16 protein-coding genes and 2 pseudogenes are annotated in these 19,134 nt (G+C 62.2%); 4 read left to right on the top strand and 14 right to left on the bottom strand.

Going from position 1 to position 19,134, the window contains the following annotated elements:
• Positions 1-502 precede the first annotated feature (502 nt).
• Positions 503-1,084 (top strand): alpha/beta hydrolase fold domain-containing protein, encoded by a 582-nt coding sequence (locus tag AB3X95_RS37950; protein ID WP_368623923.1) that lies wholly within the window; start codon positions 503-505, stop codon positions 1,082-1,084.
• 89 nt (positions 1,085-1,173) lie between these two features.
• Positions 1,174-2,604, top strand: a complete 1,431-nt coding sequence (locus AB3X95_RS37945) for a winged helix-turn-helix domain-containing protein (RefSeq protein WP_368623922.1) — start codon at positions 1,174-1,176, stop codon at positions 2,602-2,604.
• Positions 2,605-2,723: 119 nt separating this feature from the next.
• Here the strand turns inward: AB3X95_RS37945 and AB3X95_RS37940 are convergent, their stop codons facing one another.
• The 7 genes from AB3X95_RS37940 to AB3X95_RS37910 all read right to left on the bottom strand — a co-directional run bounded on the left by AB3X95_RS37940 (position 2,724) and on the right by AB3X95_RS37910 (position 9,364).
• A complete protein-coding gene (locus tag AB3X95_RS37940) occupies positions 2,724-4,238 on the bottom strand; it encodes an alginate export family protein (RefSeq protein WP_368623921.1) in 1,515 nt (504 codons plus the stop codon).
• A gap of 92 nt (positions 4,239-4,330) precedes the next feature.
• Positions 4,331-5,026, bottom strand: coding sequence for a YoaK family protein (locus AB3X95_RS37935; protein ID WP_368623920.1), 696 nt, complete (start codon positions 5,024-5,026; stop codon positions 4,331-4,333).
• On the bottom strand, positions 5,023-5,937 hold the full coding sequence (locus AB3X95_RS37930; protein ID WP_368623919.1) for a glyoxalase: 915 nt from the start codon (positions 5,935-5,937) through the stop codon (positions 5,023-5,025). The genes AB3X95_RS37935 and AB3X95_RS37930 overlap by 4 nt, the downstream gene beginning before the upstream one ends.
• A gap of 40 nt (positions 5,938-5,977) precedes the next feature.
• Complete coding sequence (locus tag AB3X95_RS37925) at positions 5,978-6,424, bottom strand: DoxX family protein (protein ID WP_368623918.1); 447 nt, start codon at positions 6,422-6,424, stop codon at positions 5,978-5,980.
• Between the two features lies 1 nt (position 6,425).
• The gene (locus AB3X95_RS37920; protein ID WP_176126484.1) at positions 6,426-8,315 is read right to left on the bottom strand and encodes an amidohydrolase; all 1,890 of its coding nucleotides are present in this window, start codon (positions 8,313-8,315) and stop codon (positions 6,426-6,428) included.
• A gap of 28 nt (positions 8,316-8,343) precedes the next feature.
• The gene (locus AB3X95_RS37915) at positions 8,344-8,511 is read right to left on the bottom strand and encodes a DUF1427 family protein (RefSeq protein ID WP_013092658.1); all 168 of its coding nucleotides are present in this window, start codon (positions 8,509-8,511) and stop codon (positions 8,344-8,346) included.
• A gap of 166 nt (positions 8,512-8,677) precedes the next feature.
• Positions 8,678-9,364: a hydrolase gene (locus tag AB3X95_RS37910; RefSeq protein WP_176126486.1), complete on the bottom strand. Its 687-nt coding sequence runs from the start codon at positions 9,362-9,364 to the stop codon at positions 8,678-8,680.
• 285 nt (positions 9,365-9,649) lie between these two features.
• Between AB3X95_RS37910 and AB3X95_RS37905 the strand changes: the two genes are divergently transcribed.
• Entirely contained in the window at positions 9,650-9,931 is a 282-nt protein-coding gene (locus AB3X95_RS37905; RefSeq protein WP_176126488.1) for a XapX domain-containing protein, read from the top strand.
• A 117-nt stretch (positions 9,932-10,048) separates the two neighbouring features.
• Here AB3X95_RS37905 and AB3X95_RS37900 read toward each other — a convergent pair.
• From AB3X95_RS37900 to AB3X95_RS37890, 3 genes and pseudogenes are all read right to left on the bottom strand, one after another.
• Positions 10,049-10,438, bottom strand: a pseudogene (locus AB3X95_RS37900) (catalase-peroxidase); the annotation flags it as partial.
• A gap of 43 nt (positions 10,439-10,481) precedes the next feature.
• Positions 10,482-10,808, bottom strand: coding sequence for a hypothetical protein (locus AB3X95_RS37895; RefSeq protein WP_013092661.1), 327 nt, complete (start codon positions 10,806-10,808; stop codon positions 10,482-10,484).
• Positions 10,809-11,181: 373 nt separating this feature from the next.
• Positions 11,182-12,177 (bottom strand): alpha/beta fold hydrolase, encoded by a 996-nt coding sequence (locus AB3X95_RS37890; protein ID WP_184229068.1) that lies wholly within the window; start codon positions 12,175-12,177, stop codon positions 11,182-11,184.
• A gap of 434 nt (positions 12,178-12,611) precedes the next feature.
• Between AB3X95_RS37890 and AB3X95_RS37885 the strand changes: the two are divergent.
• Positions 12,612-13,079: pseudogene (locus AB3X95_RS37885) on the top strand (alginate export family protein); the annotation flags it as partial.
• A gap of 114 nt (positions 13,080-13,193) precedes the next feature.
• On the opposite strand, the gene AB3X95_RS37880 reads toward AB3X95_RS37885, so the two are convergent.
• From AB3X95_RS37880 to AB3X95_RS37865, 4 genes are read right to left on the bottom strand one after another with little or no spacing between them, the layout of a single operon-like run.
• Positions 13,194-14,654 carry a winged helix-turn-helix domain-containing protein gene (locus tag AB3X95_RS37880; protein ID WP_368623917.1) on the bottom strand — a complete coding sequence of 487 codons (1,461 nt, stop codon included), beginning with the start codon at positions 14,652-14,654 and terminating at the stop codon, positions 13,194-13,196.
• A gap of 17 nt (positions 14,655-14,671) precedes the next feature.
• Positions 14,672-15,943, bottom strand: a complete 1,272-nt coding sequence (locus AB3X95_RS37875; RefSeq protein WP_176124935.1) for a M20 family metallopeptidase — start codon at positions 15,941-15,943, stop codon at positions 14,672-14,674.
• Positions 15,944-15,957: 14 nt separating this feature from the next.
• On the bottom strand, positions 15,958-17,205 hold the full coding sequence (locus tag AB3X95_RS37870) for a diaminopropionate ammonia-lyase (protein WP_309235181.1): 1,248 nt from the start codon (positions 17,203-17,205) through the stop codon (positions 15,958-15,960).
• Between the two features lie 26 nt (positions 17,206-17,231).
• Positions 17,232-18,821: a gamma-glutamyltransferase family protein gene (locus AB3X95_RS37865; protein WP_176124934.1), complete on the bottom strand. Its 1,590-nt coding sequence runs from the start codon at positions 18,819-18,821 to the stop codon at positions 17,232-17,234.
• Positions 18,822-19,134: the final 313 nt, after the last annotated feature.

The following is a 19,134-nucleotide window of genomic DNA, read 5'->3' as shown; positions in this document are numbered from 1 at the left end:
CATGGAGAACCGACAGCGTGCGAATCCGAAAAGCGGCCCACCAGCCGCAAATCAACGGCTTTCCGGCACGCGCACACACCGCCCGAGACCGTCATTCCATTGCGATTTCTGCAACGTGGGGTTGCGTGGCGTCCGGCTTCCGGAGGGCAGGCGCCTCTTCTAACCTTCCGATCTGACAAGTGCAGCAGTTTCTCGATCTGGTCTCCGAAGCCGGCATGCATCCGGATTCGCTGCTCGCCCAATAGCCATCATTCCCCGGCTGCGCCGACAGTGACGACAGTTGCGCAGACGAGTATGCCGTCACTACCGAAGCGCTGAGCTTCAAGACCGGACCGACGGGCGCCATTGACGTGCACATCGTGCGACCGGCCGGCGCGCCGGGCTTACTGCCGGTTGTGCTCTACTTTCCGGGCGGCGGCTGGCGCATGGCGAGCTTCGCAACCCACCGCAGGCTCGTCTCACGCCTTTCGGCTGAAGCAGAGGTGGCGGTTGTCTTCGTTCGTTGTTCGCCCGCGCCTCAGGCCTGTTCCCGACACAGAACGAAGAGGCATACGCCGCGCTGCAATACGTCGTTGCACATGCCGAAGTGCTGCAGCTCGATGGTCGCGCGATCGCGGTGGCCGGCGATGGTGCAGGCGGAAACATCGCTGCAGTCGTAGCGCGATGGGCGAGAGACCGGCATGGCCCGAGTCTGCGCCTGCAAGTGCTGTTTTGCCCCATCCTGTCGGCAGACGCCACCACGCAGTCATATCGTCAGTTTGCGACGGGGCCCGGTATGACGGCTAGGGCGCTGGAGCGCTTCATCGAGTCACAGTTTCCTGAGAGATCGCGGTCACTCGCGGCGGCGATGCCGATAAAGTCGAAACCCGACGAACTCGAAGACCTGCCCGCCGCACTCGTCATCACGGCAGAGAACGACATTACGCGAGACGACGCCGAAGAATATGCCCGCAAGCTCCTGCGCGCAGGCGTCAGAGTGAACGCCGCTCGTTATATCGGCACGATCATGACTTCATGGTTTTCGATGGGTTGGCTGACACCTGCCCGACAGACGCTGCGTTCAGACACGCCAGCAGCGTTATAAAGCGCGCACTCCGTCGGTAGCCGGCATATCTTCACCACTGACCGCTGGCGAAGACACGCGCGTCTATTTCCCCTGCTGGAGGCGACCTTATGAAAATCGGCCGGATCGAACTCGACATGAACGCGCGATGCGTGCGGCGCGATGGCCAGGACCTGCGACTGGGCTCGCGCGCCTTCGACCTGCTGGCGACGCTCGCCTCCGCAAACGGTCGAGTGGTGTCGAGATCCGAGCTGATGCAGACGGTCTGGCCCGGCACCGTCGTCGAAGACTGCAATATCGACGTCAACATCTCTGCGCTGCGCAAGGCGCTGGGTGATGACCGGGACCTCATCGTCACGGTCGCGCGCCGTGGCTACCGGTTGGCCCCGTCTCGGGACATACAGCCGAAACTCCGTACTGCCGCCAGTCCGCGGCCGCTCCCGCGCCGCGTCGGGAATCTCGTCGGGAGAGACGTGGTCGTGGCCAAGGCAGCCGAGGCATTGGTCGACTCCCAGGTGCTTACCCTGACGGGCACAGGTGGTGTCGGAAAATCGAGTCTTGCGCTTGAACTCGCCTATCGGATAGCGCCGTCATGCCCGGCGACGGTGGCCTTTGTCGATCTTTCATCCGCAGCCACGACCGACGAGGTGCTGAGAGCCATCGCGTACGGTTGCGGTGTCGACATGCCGGAGGACGTCGTCTGTTCCGAGCGTCTGGGCGCAGCGCTGTCGAATGCGCCGTGGTTGTTGGTACTCGATGGTGCGGAGCACGTCATCTCAGTGGTTGCACAAATCGTGGAAGCATTGTTGGCGGCAAGCCTGAATATCCAGTTCCTGGTGACGAGCCGGGAGCCGCTGAAGATTCGCAACGAGACGGTTTTCCGGGTGAACCCGCTTGGCGTTCCCAAACTGACGGACCGTTGCGACGAGATGTTGGACAGCCCAGCTGTCCAGCTGTTTGTCCACCATGCGCGGCAGATGCATCCGAGGTTTGTCCCTCGCATCGGCGAGATAGCGAGTATCGCAAAGATTTGTCAGCGCCTGGATGGTATTCCACTCGCAATCGAGTTGGCCGCCGGCAGGGCGGAATTGTTGGGCGTCGAAGGCGTGCAACGGCTGCTGAGCGATGGACTGTCGTTCCTATCCGGGGGATACCGCACTGCGACGGCGCGGCATCGCTGTCTACGGGCGGCCTTCGATGTCAGCTTCGACCTGTTGAGCGACCCGGCCCAGTCCCTGCTCGTTCAACTTTGCCGGTTCGTCGGACCGTTTAGCTTCGATTCGCTGCGTGGAGTCGTCAACGACATGACAGTGACGACAGGCAGCTTGATTGAAAACATCGATGAGCTTGTCTCGAAGTCGCTTGTCAATGTCTGTATCGATGGGCCGGAGGCGATGTATAGCCTGTTCGAATGCACCCGGACGTACGTCGCGGAGAAGTTCCAATGCGCGTCGGATGAGCACGCCGCCAGGCGGGCAGTTCAAAAACCTCTCGAAGGCGATGTTCGCTTTCTCGGCGAGTTGTTAGCCTTGAGCGCGTGAACAATGAGCCCTTTCGTCCATCTGGCAAGCCGTGGTCAAAGCCTGAACGACGTAGACCAATGGCGCGATCCCGTCAACGCTCCTGACGCCACCGGAATCGGCACGATAGCCGACAAGTCCTACCACCCGTACTTGAGTTCGACGCCCGCGTAATCGGCATTGCGGCCGCCCGCCTCACGAATCGAGTTTCCCACCTGGAAGTGCACCGCTTCGACCGAACCCACCAGGTTGGCCGCAATCGTCCAGTCCGCGCGCAATTGCACGTACATGCCTGTCCACAGACTGCCCTTGCCCGCCGTGCCCGGCACGGGCTGATTCGGCTGCTGGTAAACGGCGTCGCCTGTCGTCTCGCGCCACTGGAAGCCCAGCGCGCCAAGCAGTGTGAGACTGGCCGAAGGCTTGAGCGTGATCGATGGTTTGATATGGATAAGGTTCGCGTAGCCCGTATAGCCTGCTAGCGTGAAGTAATAGCCGTTCGGAAATAGCGGATTGAAGGTCTCGAGCCGACCATCATGCGGGTGCCGGTCGCCAGACGCCGCGTCTAGTTGCACTGCGATACGCGGCGTCCACGGCATGTCGAATTTGTACCCCGCGATCGAGCCGACCGCCCACGCGAGAACCGTACTATTACCGACTGTTCCCGTCTGCAACATCGCCTCGGCGTCCCAATCGACACCGCCGCGCGTACCGAAATAATGCAGGTCCCACACGTCGCGGTGCTCGGAACCCTGAGCGTCGAGATATCGCGCGTTGGTGTTGTTATAGCGGGACCAGTAGCCGGACATGTCACCCGGCCCGACAGATTGGCGCTCGAAACGCACGCCGCTGAAAGTGAGATTGCGGTTCGACACATCGTCGAACACGGTCGCGTTGCGGTACTGCACGGGCTGCGTTGCGTAGGCGATAAAGCGCCACTTCTGGTATTCGTAGTCCGCCCAGATGGCGTCGAACGCCTGTCGTACGTTCGGGCCATCGCGCACGGCAATGAAGCGCTGCAAGTCGAATGCCATTTCCTGGCGGCCAACGCGAAACTTGAACGTACCGCCGCCGACCGCTCCGGTGTAGGCCGCGAATGCCTGCTCGAGATCGAGCGGATTCTTGTCCACCGGTGTCACCACGTTCTTGCCAAACGCCCGCGCATCCACGAGTTGCACGAAAAATTGCCAGTGCTCGGCGAGACGCGCATCGGCATGCACTTCGATTCGCTGAATCAGATAGGTATCCGAGCGCGCGGTGCCGATACCGAACAGCGGTGCGTCATTGGTTTCGATACGCTCACGCAGGTTCGCGCCAAGCGACAGATAGGAGGCCGGGTCGCCGCCGAGCGGAATGTACTTGAGGCTGTCGAGCGGCTTGCGCGGAACGCAGGGGTTCGCAAGCACCGACCAGTCCTCCTGCCAGCGGTTGAACATCACGGCAGGACGTTTGACGTTACACGCGTCGTTCGATGCGGCGTCGTTCACTGCCGTGCCTGCGGTCGCGCCGACCGGGTCAGCCGCGAGGCTCGCATCTGCAACCGGTTGCGCAGCCGTTTGCGCGAACGCCGCGTCGGCGCCCGCCAGCAGCAGCCCGGCGATGGCCGTCAAGCGCGCGGCCTGCGCGCATCGGCGCGCGCGCATCGTCTTCGATACCATGGATTTCCTTGCCTTTGTCGGCTTATGTTTGTGTTGGCCTGTCCCACTCACGCGCCGAGCCTCCGCAGGATGATTCCCTGCACCGCCTGGATTCATGAGTGCCCCGGTGCAATCGCGCGCTCATGTTCTCCCGTGATCGCCGCGAGCCCGACGAGGGCACACGCCGGCGCAAGCAGCGCCCAAAAGCCCATATAGACCACCCCTAGTGCGCCGGCTACCGCGCCGACTGCGAACGCGACGATGGCCGGCATCATCGAGCCGAAGCGCGAGCGCGCCGCGGTGCGCACGCTGTCGGGCGTGCCCGGCGACAGCATGTCGATCACATCCAGAACGGCTTGCGTCACATTGCCCGTCATGACGGTGTTGGGCACACCAGGGCGTTGGACCAGGCGCGGATGCGCATTCTGCACACCCATCGCGAACGCACCCACGACGCCAGCCAGGATGACGGGCAAGCTGTCGGGCCGGCTGATCGGCGTCGCCCATACGCCGGCGAGGCAAAAGCCGAATATCAGCACGGCCTGCACCGCATAGAGGAGGCGTGCGCCCTGACGCGCATGTTCCTGCGGGAGCCAACGCACGAGCAGGCTGCTGAGAACGACCCCGCCGATAAACGCGGGGAACACGATCAGCTTGAGCAGAACGCCCTGCCCGGAGCCAGCGATGTCGGCGCCTATCAACACGAAGTTGCCCGTCACGTGTGCGGTGAACAAACCGAACAGAGCAACGAAGCTCAGCGTGTCGACGAAGCCGGCGATCGCGGCAAGTATCGTGTCCTCGGACTTCATTGCGCCGCGCCCGTGTGAATTTCGGCGATATAGCCGCCCGGGAACTGCACGATCGCGGCATCACGGCCGGCCGAGGTGAATGGCGGCACGAGCACATTGACGCCAGCGGCCTTCGCCTTCTGAAGCGTATCGGTCAGATTCGCTACTTCGTAGCCGGTCATTTCGCGCCCGAACGGGTAAGGCAGATGACCGTCCGTCACGAGCACGGTCATCTTGCCGAACGGCGATTCGATACGAATGCGGCGATAAGTGTCTGCAGGTCTGCCGATCTCGACACCTGGCGCCTTCAGATCATCGGACACCACCTTGCCGTGCGAGAACTTGACGAAATCGTGGACCAGCTTGTGCACGCTTTGCGGCGACACGTAGACCCGATTGTCGGGAATGGTATGCAGCTTGTCGTAATGCGGGGCCTCGGTATGCCAGTACAGCTGCATGTTGGTGCCGCCTGGCCACGTGATGATCGCATCGCGGCCGATCGGGTCGGGGAACGTATCGACGATCACATCCGCACCGAGTGCGCGTGCCGACTTCACCGCCGCGTCCATGTCCGTCACGAGGTAGCCCGTGCGCTCCGCGCCGAACGGATACGGCATGGGCGTCTTGAAGCCGAACACGGAGATCGTGCCTGCCGGGGTAAAGACGAGCTGCGACATCGTCTGGCTCGGTGTCGGCGTGACCTGGAACACACCCTGCTTCGACTTGCTGCCGCCGAACGTCGCCACGAAGCTGTCGGTGAAGCGGTCGAAGTCCTCTGGTGCCACGTACACGTGCGTCGTGTCGTACTGCGGACCGACGGCGACCGACGGCGATTCCATCGGCATCACGGGCGGCTTCGCTAAAGCAACGGGCGCGGCAACGAGACCGCCCGCGATCATCAGGGCAACTAAGGCAGTGCGAATGGCTTTCATAGCGGAATTTCCTTGATATTTCATCGTACTGATCAATCGGTCAGGCGCGGCTCTCGCCGGCCGGACGCTGCGTATCGTCGAGCAGGGTCGCGAGCACGAGCCCCGCGATCAGTCCCAGATGCTCGAAAAAACTGTTGAGCGCGATGAAGCGCTCGACGCCGGCATGGTTCCAGAAGTCGTTGGCAACCAGCATCGCAACGACGGTCAGCATGCCGAGGCCGCCTGCGCCGCTCCACGTGAAGCGGCGCAATACCACGCACAGCGAGCCGACGATCTCGACCGCCACCGCGAGAGCGGCCCACAGGGCGGCCGGGTGCAGGCCGAAATGCGCCTGCTCCGCAATCGCGCCCTCGAAGTTCAGCGCTTTGCTGATACCGCCGATAAGGTAGGCGGACACGAGCGCAAGACGCACGAGCGGCCCAACCCAAGGCTGCGATAGCACCGCGCGAACCCATGCGGGGTTGCCGCGGCCGTTCCATATCGTCATGTCAGATCGCCCAGCAGGAACAGCCGAATGCACCCCAGAAGCCCTTTGCGTCCGAAGTCGGCAATGCACTGGCCCACGCGCTCGCGTGCGCATGGCCGTGCAAACCGCAGGCGCTCGCGCAGGCGCACATCGCGGCGGCGGCGGCACCTGCGAGCGGCGCGCCGTCGCGCTGCGTCGCGCCCCAGCCGCCATAGCCGCCGTATTGGCGCACCGGCGACCAGTCAGGCATGGCAGGCGGGATCGGCCGATCGTGTTGCGAGAACGGGCCCGCGCCCCAGACGATCTTTCCGCCGACCACCGTGAGCAACGCGGTGGTACCGGCAATGTCCTCCTCCGCGCACGAGAAGAAGTCACGGTCGGGAACCATCAGGTCGGCGAGCTGCCCGGCCACGATGCGCCCCTTCTTGCCCTCTTCGTTCGAGAACCACGTCACGTACTCGGTCCACATGCGCAGCGCCGTATCGCGATCGAGCAGGTTACGTTGCGGATACATCCGCAGACCGCCAACCGTCTTGCCGCTCACGAGCCATGCGAGCGACACCCACGGGTTGTACGACGCGACGCGCGTCGCATCGGTGCCGGCCGAAACCTTAAGGCCCTTCTCCAGCATTCTCGCGACGGGCGGGGTGGCTTGCGCCGCTTGCGCGCCGTAGCGCTCGACGAAATACTCGCCCTGGTAGGCCATCCGATGCTGAACCGCGATGCCGCCACCGAGCGCTGCAATGCGATCCATCGAACGCTCCGAAACGGTTTCCGCGTGGTCGAAGAACCAGTTGATGCCGTCGAGCGGAATGTCCTTGTTGACCTTCTCGAATACATCGAGCGCACGGCTGATGGTTTCGTCGTAGGTCGCATGCAGGCGCCACGGCCAGCGGTTCTGTGCGAGTATCCGCACCACGCCTTCGAGTTCGCCTTCCATTCCGGGCGGCAGTTCCGGGCGCGCCACGCGGAAGTCCTCGAAGTCAGCCGCCGAAAACACCAGCATTTCACCCGCGCCGTTGTGGCGGAAGTAGTCCGAACCATCGTGATATTTGACCGAGCCGGTCCAGTTCACGAAGTCTTCCTTTTCGGCCTGCGGCTTTTGCGTGAACAGGTTGTACGCGATGCGCACCGTCATTTCGCCGGCATCATGGAGCTTGCGGATGACTTCGTAGTCGTCCGGATAGTTCTGCGAGCCGCCGCCGGCATCGATCGCGCCGGTCACGCCAAGGCGATTGAGTTCGCGCATGAAATGGCGCGTCGAATTGTATTGATACTCCAGCGGCAGCTTCGGGCCTTTCGCGAGTGTCGCGTACAGGATCGATGCATTGGGGTTCGCCAGCAGCAACCCGGTGGGGTTGCCCGCGCTGTCGCGCATGATCGTGCCGCCCGGCGGCTCCGGCGTGTCCTTCGTATAGCCGACGACGCGCAATGCGGCGGCATTGAGCAGCGCCCGGTCGTACAGATGCAGGATGAACACGGGCGTATCGGGCGCGACGGCGTTCAGCTCGTCGAGCGTCGGCAGCCGCTTCTCTTCGAATTGGTGCTCGGTGAAGCCGCCGACTACGCGCACCCATTGCGGCGCGGGCGTGACCGCAACCTGCTGCTTGAGCATCTCCATCGCAACGGCGAGCGAACGCACGCCGTCCCAGCGCAGCTCCATGTTGTAGTTCAGACCGCCGCGGATCAGATGCAGGTGATTGTCGATCAGGCCAGGCAGCACCGGCCGGCCACCGAGATCGATAACTTTGGTCGCGCGGCCCGCGAGCGGCATGACCTCCGCCTCGCTGCCGACCGCGACGAAGCGGCCGTCGGCAATCGCCACGGCACTGGCGACCGGGTTCGAACGATCCAGTGTCGTGAACCGTCCGTTATGCAAAATCAGATCGGGATGGGTTGCGGTTGCGCCCATTTGCGTTTCCTCGTTTCTATCAGTTCGATTAAAAGCCCAACAACTGCCTCAGGGATGGCACGGCCTGCGCGCCGATCAACATGCCAAGCAGGCCGATGAGGGCAACGAGCGGAGGCGCGGGTGAGCGGACCTTGATCACGCTGTAGATCACGCCTATCAGCATCCCTGCAGCGAGGGACAGCAGATAAGATTCCATTCGATCAGTCTCTCTGTGAGGTTGGAATGCTGATGCGAGACCTCGCGGTTCAACCCGAGTACCTCGCGGGAGATGCACTGCAGCGCAGCGATCGGTGGATCGCATGCGCTGCCGCCGCCTTCACGCGGAGCGCATCGCCCCGGTTTCGGCGATCGCGACGAGGCGATCAGCGTGCCGGTACAGCCGGCAGGACCTCGTGCGGCGTGGCCGTGCGCTGTGCTGCCTTGTGGACCATCGTGTAGGCGTAGTCGACGCCCATGCCGTACGCGCCCGAGTGTTCCTTCGCGATCGCCATCACCGCGTCGTAGGTCGCGCGGTGAGCCCAGTCGCGCTGCCATTCGAGCAGGACCTGCTGCCACGTGACGGGCACGGCGCCCGCCTGGACCATGCGCTGCATCGCGAAATCGTGCGCGTCTTTCGACGTGCCGCCCGATGCATCGGCCACCATGTAGATCTCGTAGTCGCCTTCGAGCATCGCGCACAGCGCGAATGTGGTGTTGCAGACCTCGGTCCACAGACCCGCCACGACCACCTTCTTGCGGCGATTCGCCGCGAGCGCGTCGCGCACCTTCTGGTCGTCCCACGAATTCATCGACGTACGTTCGAGCACTTTGTGCTCGGGGAACACGTCGAGCAGTTCCGGATACGTATAACCCGAAAAGCTTTGCGACTCGACCGTAGTGATGGTGGTCGGAATGTCGAACACCTTGGCCGCCTTGGCCAGACCGACGACGTTGTTCTTCAACACCTGGCGGTCGATCGACTGCACGCCGAACGCCATTTGCGGTTGGTGATCGATGATGATCAGTTGGCTGTTCTGCGGAGTGAGTACTTCGAGCTTCGAATTGTTCATGACGGGTATTTCCTTTGAACCGGAAAGAGGAGGGAGTCGCCGTGCCGGCATGGCCGGTGGGCGTCCGATGTGCATTGGCGCTGGGCAATCCGGCATCCAGCTGCGGTTATTTGACACGCGAAGACGGGGCAGCAACAACTAAAAATGGATTAAATTTTATTTCCCAAATAATTAATCTTAAAAACGCTTAATTGGGATTTTCTTAATGCAGAGTAGCCGGTAGTCTTTTCACGAATTCGCTGGGTAAATCCTGTAATGGGACAGGTCTTTAATGAGACTCGCACTATGAAACCGTATATCTTTTCCATGTTGGCCGGCATCCTTGCCGGGGTCGTCTACGGTGTGATCGGCGTGCAGTCGCCGGCGCCGCCTACCATTGCGCTGATGGGCCTGCTAGGCATGCTTGCCGGTGAGCAGATACTTCCGCTCGCGCGCAGGGTGCTGTCCGGTTCCAGGTTGGGTGCCGCATGGCGCGAGGCGAAATGCAGCCAGCACATGTTCGGCTCGCTGCCGGGTGCTCACGGCTCCAACGCAGCCGCAAAGGACCCGCAGTCATCCTCATTCTGATCGGCATCTCTCGGGCGTCGGCCTCGAATGCGCGAGAGAACACTTGGGTTACCTCGCCCGATCCCTCGAGTCACGCGCTGACGACATACGTCGTTCGTCGCGTGACCCGTGCCTCCTTCACGCGAACTCGAAACGGTCGAGGTTCATCACCTTGACCCACGCGGCCACGAAGTCGCGCACCAACTTCTGCTCGCCGTCCGCGCTCGCATAGACCTCGCTCAGCGCGCGCAGCACCGAGTGCGCACCGAAGATCAGGTCGACGCGCGTGCCGGTCCACTTGAGCTTGCCGGTGTTGCGCTCGCGGCCCTCGAACACGTCCTTCGCCGCCGAGACCGGCTGCCATTCGGTGCTCATGTCGAGGAGGTTGCGAAAGAAGTCGTTGGTGAGCGTTTCGGGACGCTCTGTGAAGACGCCGTGCGCGTCCCGGCCCGTGTGGACGTTGAGCACGCGCAGGCCGCCAATCAACGCAGTCATCTCCGGCGCGCTTAGCGTGAGCAACCATGCCCTGGAGTCCCGTCGTGCATGCGGCAATGCACCCTGCCTCGCCGCTTCACCTAAGCTGCGGCAAACTCGAGCCGATCGTCTTCACAGCGGTCTTGCCGCGGCGGAGCAGCTTAACCTGAGACTGCGCGATGTCACTCCATGTCTGCTCCGCTCGACGCACGGCGCAATCGAACGACTCATCTTCCACCGTGCAGCGACCGTCTACGGTGATCAGCCATCCCTTGCGCGTACGCGTGCAACTCACGCGCCCGTCTTCCATGAGGTCGGCGTACCAGCGCCAGACGCGCGCATCGTCAGCATTCGCGCGAACGGCGGCAGCCAGACGCGTGATCTCGAGGCTATGCGGGTGCGAGCCTTGCAGTTTCAAACCCATTTCATTCCCTTTTCGAAGCCATTCAAAACCGGGCGCCAGGCGCAAAAGGCCTGTTTCGCGTTCGTTCCAAACGCGAAGCGGCTACTGCCGGGAGCGCCCCAGCCAACCGTTCAGGTCCGACGCAGGCACGTTGCTGCGCCATGCCAAGCCGTGCGCGTGCCGACGTATGCCCGACAGGGTCGCGCGCTGCAGTGCACGTATGAACCGCAGCGGGGCGAACTCATGCATGCCCCGCCGCACGGCGGGGCATGGTGGCCGCGATTGGCATCGAGCTAAGGCGGCGCGCGGCTGAAGGTCCTTGTGACAGGCCGAAGAGTTCCGAACCGACGCGCGTTGCCTCGCAAGCGAGTCACGCAGATCTCGTCGTAGCGCCTCAGGACTTCAGGAACTCGAGCAGGTCGGCATTGACCTGATCGACGTGCGTGCTGCACATGCCGTGCGGCGCGCCTTTGTAGACCTTGAGCGTCGCGTTCCTGACGATCTTCGCCGAGAGCTTCGCCGAATCGTCGATCGGCACGATCTGGTCGTCGTCGCCGTGCAGAATCAGAGTGGGCACACCGATCTTCTTGAGGTCGTCGGTGTAGTCGACTTCAGAGAACTGCTTGATGCACTCGTACTGGCCTTTGATCGAACCGGCCATGCCCTGGCGCCAGAAGTCCTGCACGAGGCCCTGCGAGACTTTTGCGTCGGGGCGGTTGAAGCCGTAGAACGGTGTGGTTAGGTCCAGATAGAACTGCGAGCGGTTCGCCGCCACGCCGGCGCGGATGTTGTCGAACACCGACATCGGCAGACCGTTCGGATTGTTCGCGGACTTGACCATTTGCGGCGGCACTGCGCCGATCAGCACGGCCTTCGCCACGCGCTTTTCGCCATGGCGGCCGATGTAATGCGCGACCTCGCCTCCGCCCGTGGAATGGCCCACGAGCATCGCGCCCTTCACGTCGAGCGCGTCGAGCACAGCGGCGAGATCGTCGGCGTAGGTGCTCATGTCGTTGCCCTCGGACGGCTGGCCCGAGCGGCCATGGCCGCGACGGTCGTGCGCGATCACCCGGTAGCCCTGGTTCACCAGGAAGAGCATCTGCGCGTCCCACGCGTCAGCCGAGAGCGGCCAGCCGTGCGAGAAGACGACCGGCACGCCGGTGCCCCAGTCCTTGAAGAAGATTTGCGTGCCGTCCTTCGCGCTCACGTAGTTGCCGCCGTGATGATGCGAGGTGCCGTGCGTATGCACCGAGCCGCCCGTCACGGACGCCGCTGCATTCGCGGACAGGCTCGACATGGCGGCCACGGCGCCGGCCATGCCCGCACCTGCCGAAAGCAGCCTGCGGCGCGATGCCGAAGGTCTGGTCGAATCGATTTGCTGCGTGTTCATGCTGGATCTCCGTCGTTGCATCGCCGCGCGCGAGCGTGGCGACGACCTTCCGTGTTGAGTTGGACAGCGATGCGGCGACGAGCGAGAACGCGCTGAATAGCGCCACATGCCGGCTGGCACTCTACTGACGCAAGCGGCCGAAGTCCTTGGCGCAAACTAAAAAGTCCTGAAATGAAGCCGTCATTCCTTTTGCGCCCAGAGAGACCTAAAAGCTTTGCGCTACGATTCGGCGCCGTCTTCGCGCTTACGCACGTCCCCAAGCTCGATCGAACGGATATGCGGCATGTGCCAGAGATTAAATGTTCTCAATCCGACTCTTGGTGATCCAGACAAACCTATACTCTTTCCGCGAGCCCTTTCGCGTATTTCCTGCTCCTGTCATGCCACGCGCTCACCGACCAAGACCCGCATCATGAGACTGTCCATTCGCGGAGTACAAATTCGACATGCCGTGGACGCCGCGTATCGCAGTGCAACTAGGCGCGGCGTCTGGCGACCGGCACCCGCATGATGGTCGGCTCGAGACCTTCAATCCGCTATTTCCGAACGGCTATTACTTCACGCTGGCAGGCTATACGGGCTACGCGAACCTTATCCATATCAAACCGTCGATCACGCTCAAGCCTTCGGCCAGTCTCACGCTGCTTGACGCGCTGGGCTTCCAGTGGCGTGAGACGACTGGCGACGCCGTCTACCAGCAGCCGAATCAGCCTGTGCCGGGCACGGCGGGAAAAGGGAGCCTGTGGACAGGCATGTACGTGCAATTGCGCGCGGACTGGACGATTGCGGCCAACCTGGTAGGTTCGGTCGAAGCGGTGCACTTCCAGGTGGGAAACTCGATTCGTCAGGCGGGCGGCCGCAATGCCGATTACGCGGGCGTCGAACTCAAGTACGGGTGGTAGGACTTGTCGGCTATCGTGCCGATCCCGGTGGCGTCGGAAGCGTTGCGGGATCGCGCCCTGTGTCTACGTCGTTCGCGCTTTGACTACGGCTGGCCCGATCGACGGGGTCGTCGTTCAGACGCTTAAGGGCAATAGCTCGCCGAGAAAGCTAACGTCGCCTTCGAGAGGTATTTGAACTGGCCTGCTGGCGACGTGCTCATTCGACGCGCACTGGAATTTCTCTGCGACGTACGTCCGGGTGCATTCGAACAGGCTATACATCGCCTCCGGCCCATCGATACAGACATTGACAAGCGACTTCGAGACAAGCTCATCGATGTTTTCAATCAAGCTGCCTGTCGTCACTGTCATGTCGTTGACGACTCCACGCAGCGAATCGAAGCTAAACGGTCCGACGAACCGGCAAAGTTGAACGAGCAGGGACTGGGCCGGGTCGCTCAACAGGTTGAAGCTGACATCGAAGGCCGCCCGTAGACAGCGATGCCGCGCCGTCGCAGTGCGGTATCCCCCGGATAGGAACGACAGTCCATCGCTCAGCAGGCGTCGCACGCCTTCGACGCCCAACAATTCCGCCCTGCCGGCGGCCAACTCGATTGCGAGTGGAATACCATCCAGGCGCTGACAAATCTTTGCGATACTCGCTATCTCGCCGATGCGAGGGACAAACCTCGGATGCATCTGCCGCGCATGGTGGACAAACAGCTGGACAGCTGGGCTGTCCAACATCTCGTCGCAACGGTCCGTCAGTTTGGGAACGCCAAGCGGGTTCACCCGGAAAACCGTCTCGTTGCGAATCTTCAGCGGCTCCCGGCTCGTCACCAGGAACTGGATATTCAGGCTTGCCGCCAACAATGCTTCCACGATTTGTGCAACCGCTGAGATGACGTGCTCCGCACCATCGAGTACCAACAACCACGGCGCATTCGACAGCGCTGCGCCCAGACGCTCGGAACAGACGACGTCCTCCGGCATGTCGACACCGCAACCGTACGCGATGGCTCTCAGCACCTCGTCGGTCGTGGCTGCGGATGAAAGATCGACAAAGGCCACCGTCGCCGGGCATGACGGCGCTATCCGATAGGCGAGTTCAAGCGCAAGACTCGATTTTCCGACACCACCTGTGCCCGTCAGGGTAAGCACCTGGGAGTCGACCAATGCCTCGGCTGCCTTGGCCACGACCACGTCTCTCCCGACGAGATTCCCGACGCGGCGCGGGAGCGGCCGCGGACTGGCGGCAGTACGGAGTTTCGGCTGTACTTCCCGAGACGGGGCCAACCGGTAGCCACGGCGCGCGACCGTGACGATGAGGTCCCGGTCATCACCCAGCGCCTTGCGCAGCGCAGAGATGTTGACGTCGATATTACAGTCTTCGACGACGGTGCCGGGCCAGACCGTCTGCATCAGCTCGGATCTCGACACCACTCGACCGTTTGCGGAGGCGAGCGTCGCCAGCAGGTCGAAGGCGCGCGAGCCCAGTCGCAGGTCCTGGCCATCGCGCCGCACGCATCGCGCGTTCATGTCGAGTTCGATCCGGCCGATTTTCATAAGGTCGCCTCCAGCAGGGGAAATAGACATGTACGATCTCCCGATATTTAATTGCCCGGAGGCCACGCCTTTGCGGACATGAGCTGCATCGCAGTCAGCGCATAGATGGCAGCGCAATCAAGAACATCCTGCTCGACAGCATAGTCATCGATCCCCGAGGACAGGGTGGGCTGCGGACCATAGCAGACCGAAGCGATTCCGTGGTCGCGCCAGAAACGCGCATCCGAGCCCGGGAGCCTGACTACATAGCGTGGGGCTACTCCGCGAACGGCTGCGACTGCACCCGCGAGGCTTTTCACGGGATCGCTGTCGAGCGGAGCCCAGCTTGCAGGCCATCCCTTTGCATACTCGATGCTGATACCCTCGCAGCTTTTAGCCATTTCGTCGATGCGTGCCTTGAGATCGGTGATCGATAGACCGGGGGGCAGGCGCAGGTCTGCCTTGGCACGAACGACCGGTGGAATGAGACTGCGTACGCTTCCTGCTTCGATACTTCCAACGCTCGCGGATAGACGGAAGCCGACATCGTTTTCGCCTCCCTCAATGCCCTCGATTTCCTTGGGCAAATCGGCGTAGAAGTCGTTCAGCTGGTCGAGCCCGCACATAAACTTGGCCATTCTTGCTGCGGCGGTTTGTCCCGTGAGCGCACGAGACGAATGGCCAGCCGTCCCTTTCGCGGTGATGTCGAGCCAGAGCAGCCCCTTTTCTGCGACAGCGAAATTCATCCACCCTGGTCCTTCGCCGCTGATTAGGTAGTCACCGTACAGTTCGGGATCTTGCTTCAGCACGTAAGGCGAGCCGCGCGAGCCGAACATGACTTCATCCGATACCGCGGTGAGGCTCAACTTTCCGGCTAGCTGGGGCAGACGGCGCTGGACGATCTTCATCGCGAGCGCCATCGCTGCGAGCGCGCCTTTCATGTTCCCCATGCCGAGGCCATACAGTCGGCCGTCCTTTCGGGTCAGTTCCAGAGGAGGAACCGTCCACGCGGACTCGTCGCCCGCGAGCATGGTGTCCATGTGGGCATTGAACACCACATGTGCGCCGGGGCGGCTTCCTGTTACCGTGCAGACAATGTTCGGTGCCTCGGCGTCCGCTGCTACGGTTTTCGCCGGCAGGTCGTGCCTTCGCAGGAAGGCCTCAAGAGTGCGTGCCATTGCAGCGGTGTTGCCGGGCGGGTTTGCACTTTCCGCTGCGACAAGCGCGCCGCAAAGTTCAACGAGATTTTCCCGCGAGGCCTCGACTTCTTCCTCGACGGCTCGCACCACTTGCGCATCGTAGGCTCCAATGCAAATCGCTTCCACTATTGTCGAGTCCATATGAATCCCTCAAATCACGCGTCGGCCACTTGCAGCATGCTGTCGCGTACTGCATCGGCACTACGCCCGACGATCTGTTCATAAAGGGCTGGGTCAGTCGCGCCCTCGGTCCCAACCAGCATCACGACGCTCGATTCCGATAAGCCCAGCGCTTTGCGCTTTTCCGGATCAGTTGCGGCGAGCAGTACTCCCGCGAGACCCGCAACCGCTGATTCGCCCGCAACCACCCTGGCGTCGCCGAACGGGGCCTCGGCAAGCAGGCGCATACAGCTTGCGGCCGCCTCGTCTGTCACTGTCAGAAACGCATCTGCGCCTTCTCGCAGAATCTCCCATGCGATAACCGATACCTCGCCGCACGCGAGGCCGGCCATGATGGTGTCGAGGTCGCCCGCGGCCGGAGTGGGTTTGCCCGCCCCAGCGCTACGGATCAGGCAATCGGCATTAGCTGGCTCGACAATGATGAATCGCGGGGCATCACTTCCGTAGCTCTCCCAGAACCACGAACACAGGCTTGCCGCAACCCCGCCAACGCCACCCTGTACGAAGACGTGAGTCGGACGCACGCCGGCGGGGAACTGGGTCGCGGCCTCTGCGGCAATGATGCCGTAACCTTGCATGACATCGCGCGGTACCTCCGTGTACCCCTCGTAGGACGTGTCCGAGATAACCTGCCATCCATTTTCCAACGCATCGTCGGCGGCCTTGCGCACGGCGTCGTCGTAGGCGCCCTTGACTTCAAGCACGCTCGCCCCGTAGGCTGCGATCGCGTCACGTCGCGCCTGGCTGACGTGTGCATGGACATAGATCACGCACTTGCAGCCAAAGTTTCTCGCGCCCCAGGCAACCGACTTGCCATGGTTTCCGTCGGTCGCACAGACGACGGTAAGCATCTCGGTGATCTCCCGATGCTCGCCACGAATGAGGGAGGACGTGTCAGGTTCCACCCCGAGCTGCCTCGACACTTCCTTTTTCAAATAGCGCAATACTGCATACGCACCGCCAAGAGCCTTGAAGCTGCCCAGTCCGAAGCGCGACCCTTCGTCCTTGTACAGGATGTTCCCGAGTCCGGCCTTCGAAGCGAGCCCTTGAAGCGCGACGAGAGGCGTGACGGCGTAACCGGGCCACGTCGTGATCTCGGCTCTCGCTTCGTTCAACGCGTGCAGGTTCAGGATTTCGCTGAGTCCGCCAAGGTGATATGGATGTTGGCGCGGCGGTTGCGGATTAAGGAGAAAGCCCAACGGGCCGGACACGAGCTTCGTCACGGAATGTTTCCTGTATAAGTGATTGATCAATAGCCGAGCGCAACGCCGTCGCGACGTGGATCGGCACCGCCCCTGAGAAGTCCGCGCGCCCTGTCAATCCAGATGGCCTGTCCTGTCCCCAGCGGATTCGGAGCCGGCTGAGGGAAATGGGAGAGCGCGCGAAGTCCGCTCCAGACTGGCTGAGGCACACTGTGTTCAAGATGAAGCGTGTCGCCGTGGGCAAACATACGGGGGTGATCGAGTGCTTCCTGGATTCCCATTCCGTAGTCCACGATGTTTGTCAGGACCTGGATCTGTCCGAGCGGCTGGAAATGCGCGCCCGTGACGCCGAATGACATGACGGCTTCGCCGTCTCGGGTCAGCATCGCGGGTATGATCGTATGCATCGGCCGCTTTCTGCCGGCGATGGCGTTAGGGTGAGCAGGGTCCGTCACAAAGCCACAAGCACGGTTGTGAAGAAGGATGCCCGAACGTGGAGCAATCAGTCCGCTGCCGAAGTCATCAAAGATCGAGTTGATGAAGGAGACCGCGAGTCCGTCCTTGTCAACGACGGTCAGGTAGATCGTGTCACGGTGAGCCGGCCCATACATTGGAGCCGCGTCGGCCATTCGGCCATTCATCCGGATGCGCGCAATGCGCTGGTCAATTCTGTCTGCGGCAAGCATGTGCTGCACGATTGTGTCCGGATCTTCGCTATCGGATAGATAATGATCGCGTTCGGCATAGGCCAGTCGGGCCACTTCGGTTTGAAGATGGAAACGTTCCGCCGAGAGCGGACCAAACTTCGACACATCGAAGCGTTCGAGCATCGCGGCCATTCCGAGAGCAATAATTCCCTGCCCACTCGGTGGGCACTCCCAGAGCTCGTACCCGCGGTATGAAGTGGAGATCGGGGTGACGTAACGAGGGCGCCAGTCCGCAAAGTCATCGGCCCGGTGATAACCGCCAAGCGTTCTCAGCTTGGTCACGATATCCTCGGCGATCCATCCCTCGTAGAAAACGTCTGGACCATCCGACGCAATCGATGACAGCGCTTCCGCGAGGGCGGGCTGCCTGTGCAATTCGCCGGCCTGATAAGCGCTCCCGTCGCTATGAAGGAAAACCCTCGCGGTGTCGGCGTCGTTGCTCAGTTTGACCGTCTGTCGGGCCCAGTCTCGTGCAAGCCTTTCTGTGACCGGCGCGCCGTTCGTGGCTGCCTCGATGGCTGGGTGCAGCAGGGAGGGCCACGGGCGGGTCCCGTGGTCCCGCGCAAGTTGGGCCCACGTCCGAATGGAGCCGGGTACCGTCACTGCATGTGCCGAGAGGGGATTGATTCCAGCTACGCCAGACGCCCGGTACTCCGACGCGCTTGCGCCAGCGCACGCCCAACCAGCACCGTCTAGTGCGATGATGGATTGCTCGGGGCGTTTTAGCAGGACGAAGCAGTCGCCACCAATTCCAGTCTGTGTGGGTTCAACGACCGCAAGCACTGCGGCCGCTGTAATCGCTGCATCGACAGCATTGCCGCCTGCCTTCAGGACGTCGAGCGCAGCAAGGGTGGCTTGAGGATGTGAGGCGGCGGCCATACCGCGGGTGCCAAGAGCCTCAGAACGCCCGGGGAGTTCAAAGTCACGCATGAGACATTTCCAGTAGGTCAGATAACAGCCAGAGACTCGTTTCGCAGATCGGTTACCAACATCGACGACGGTGCGTAAGTGATACAAAGCGGCGGCCGCGCGTGCGGGGCGGCGAGCTACGAACAGCCGAGTAAGAATGTCACAAGGTCAGCGTGCCACAACGCACGTAAGTCCTGAACCTCCGCGGTGAGTACGCCGTGCTCGAGGACGTGATATCGCGGCACATCGGTGCGAATATCGATATCGATCCCCAGTGTCGGAAGATATGGATCGGACACGTCTGTTCGAGCGATCTACGGACAAGGTTGCGGAT

Source organism: Paraburkholderia sp. BR13444, from assembly GCF_040948755.1.
In the GTDB taxonomy this organism is placed as follows: Bacteria; Pseudomonadota; Gammaproteobacteria; order Burkholderiales; family Burkholderiaceae; genus Paraburkholderia; species Paraburkholderia youngii.
Note: the sequence above shows the minus strand (reverse complement) of the source record. Positions and strands in the feature narration are given on the sequence as shown.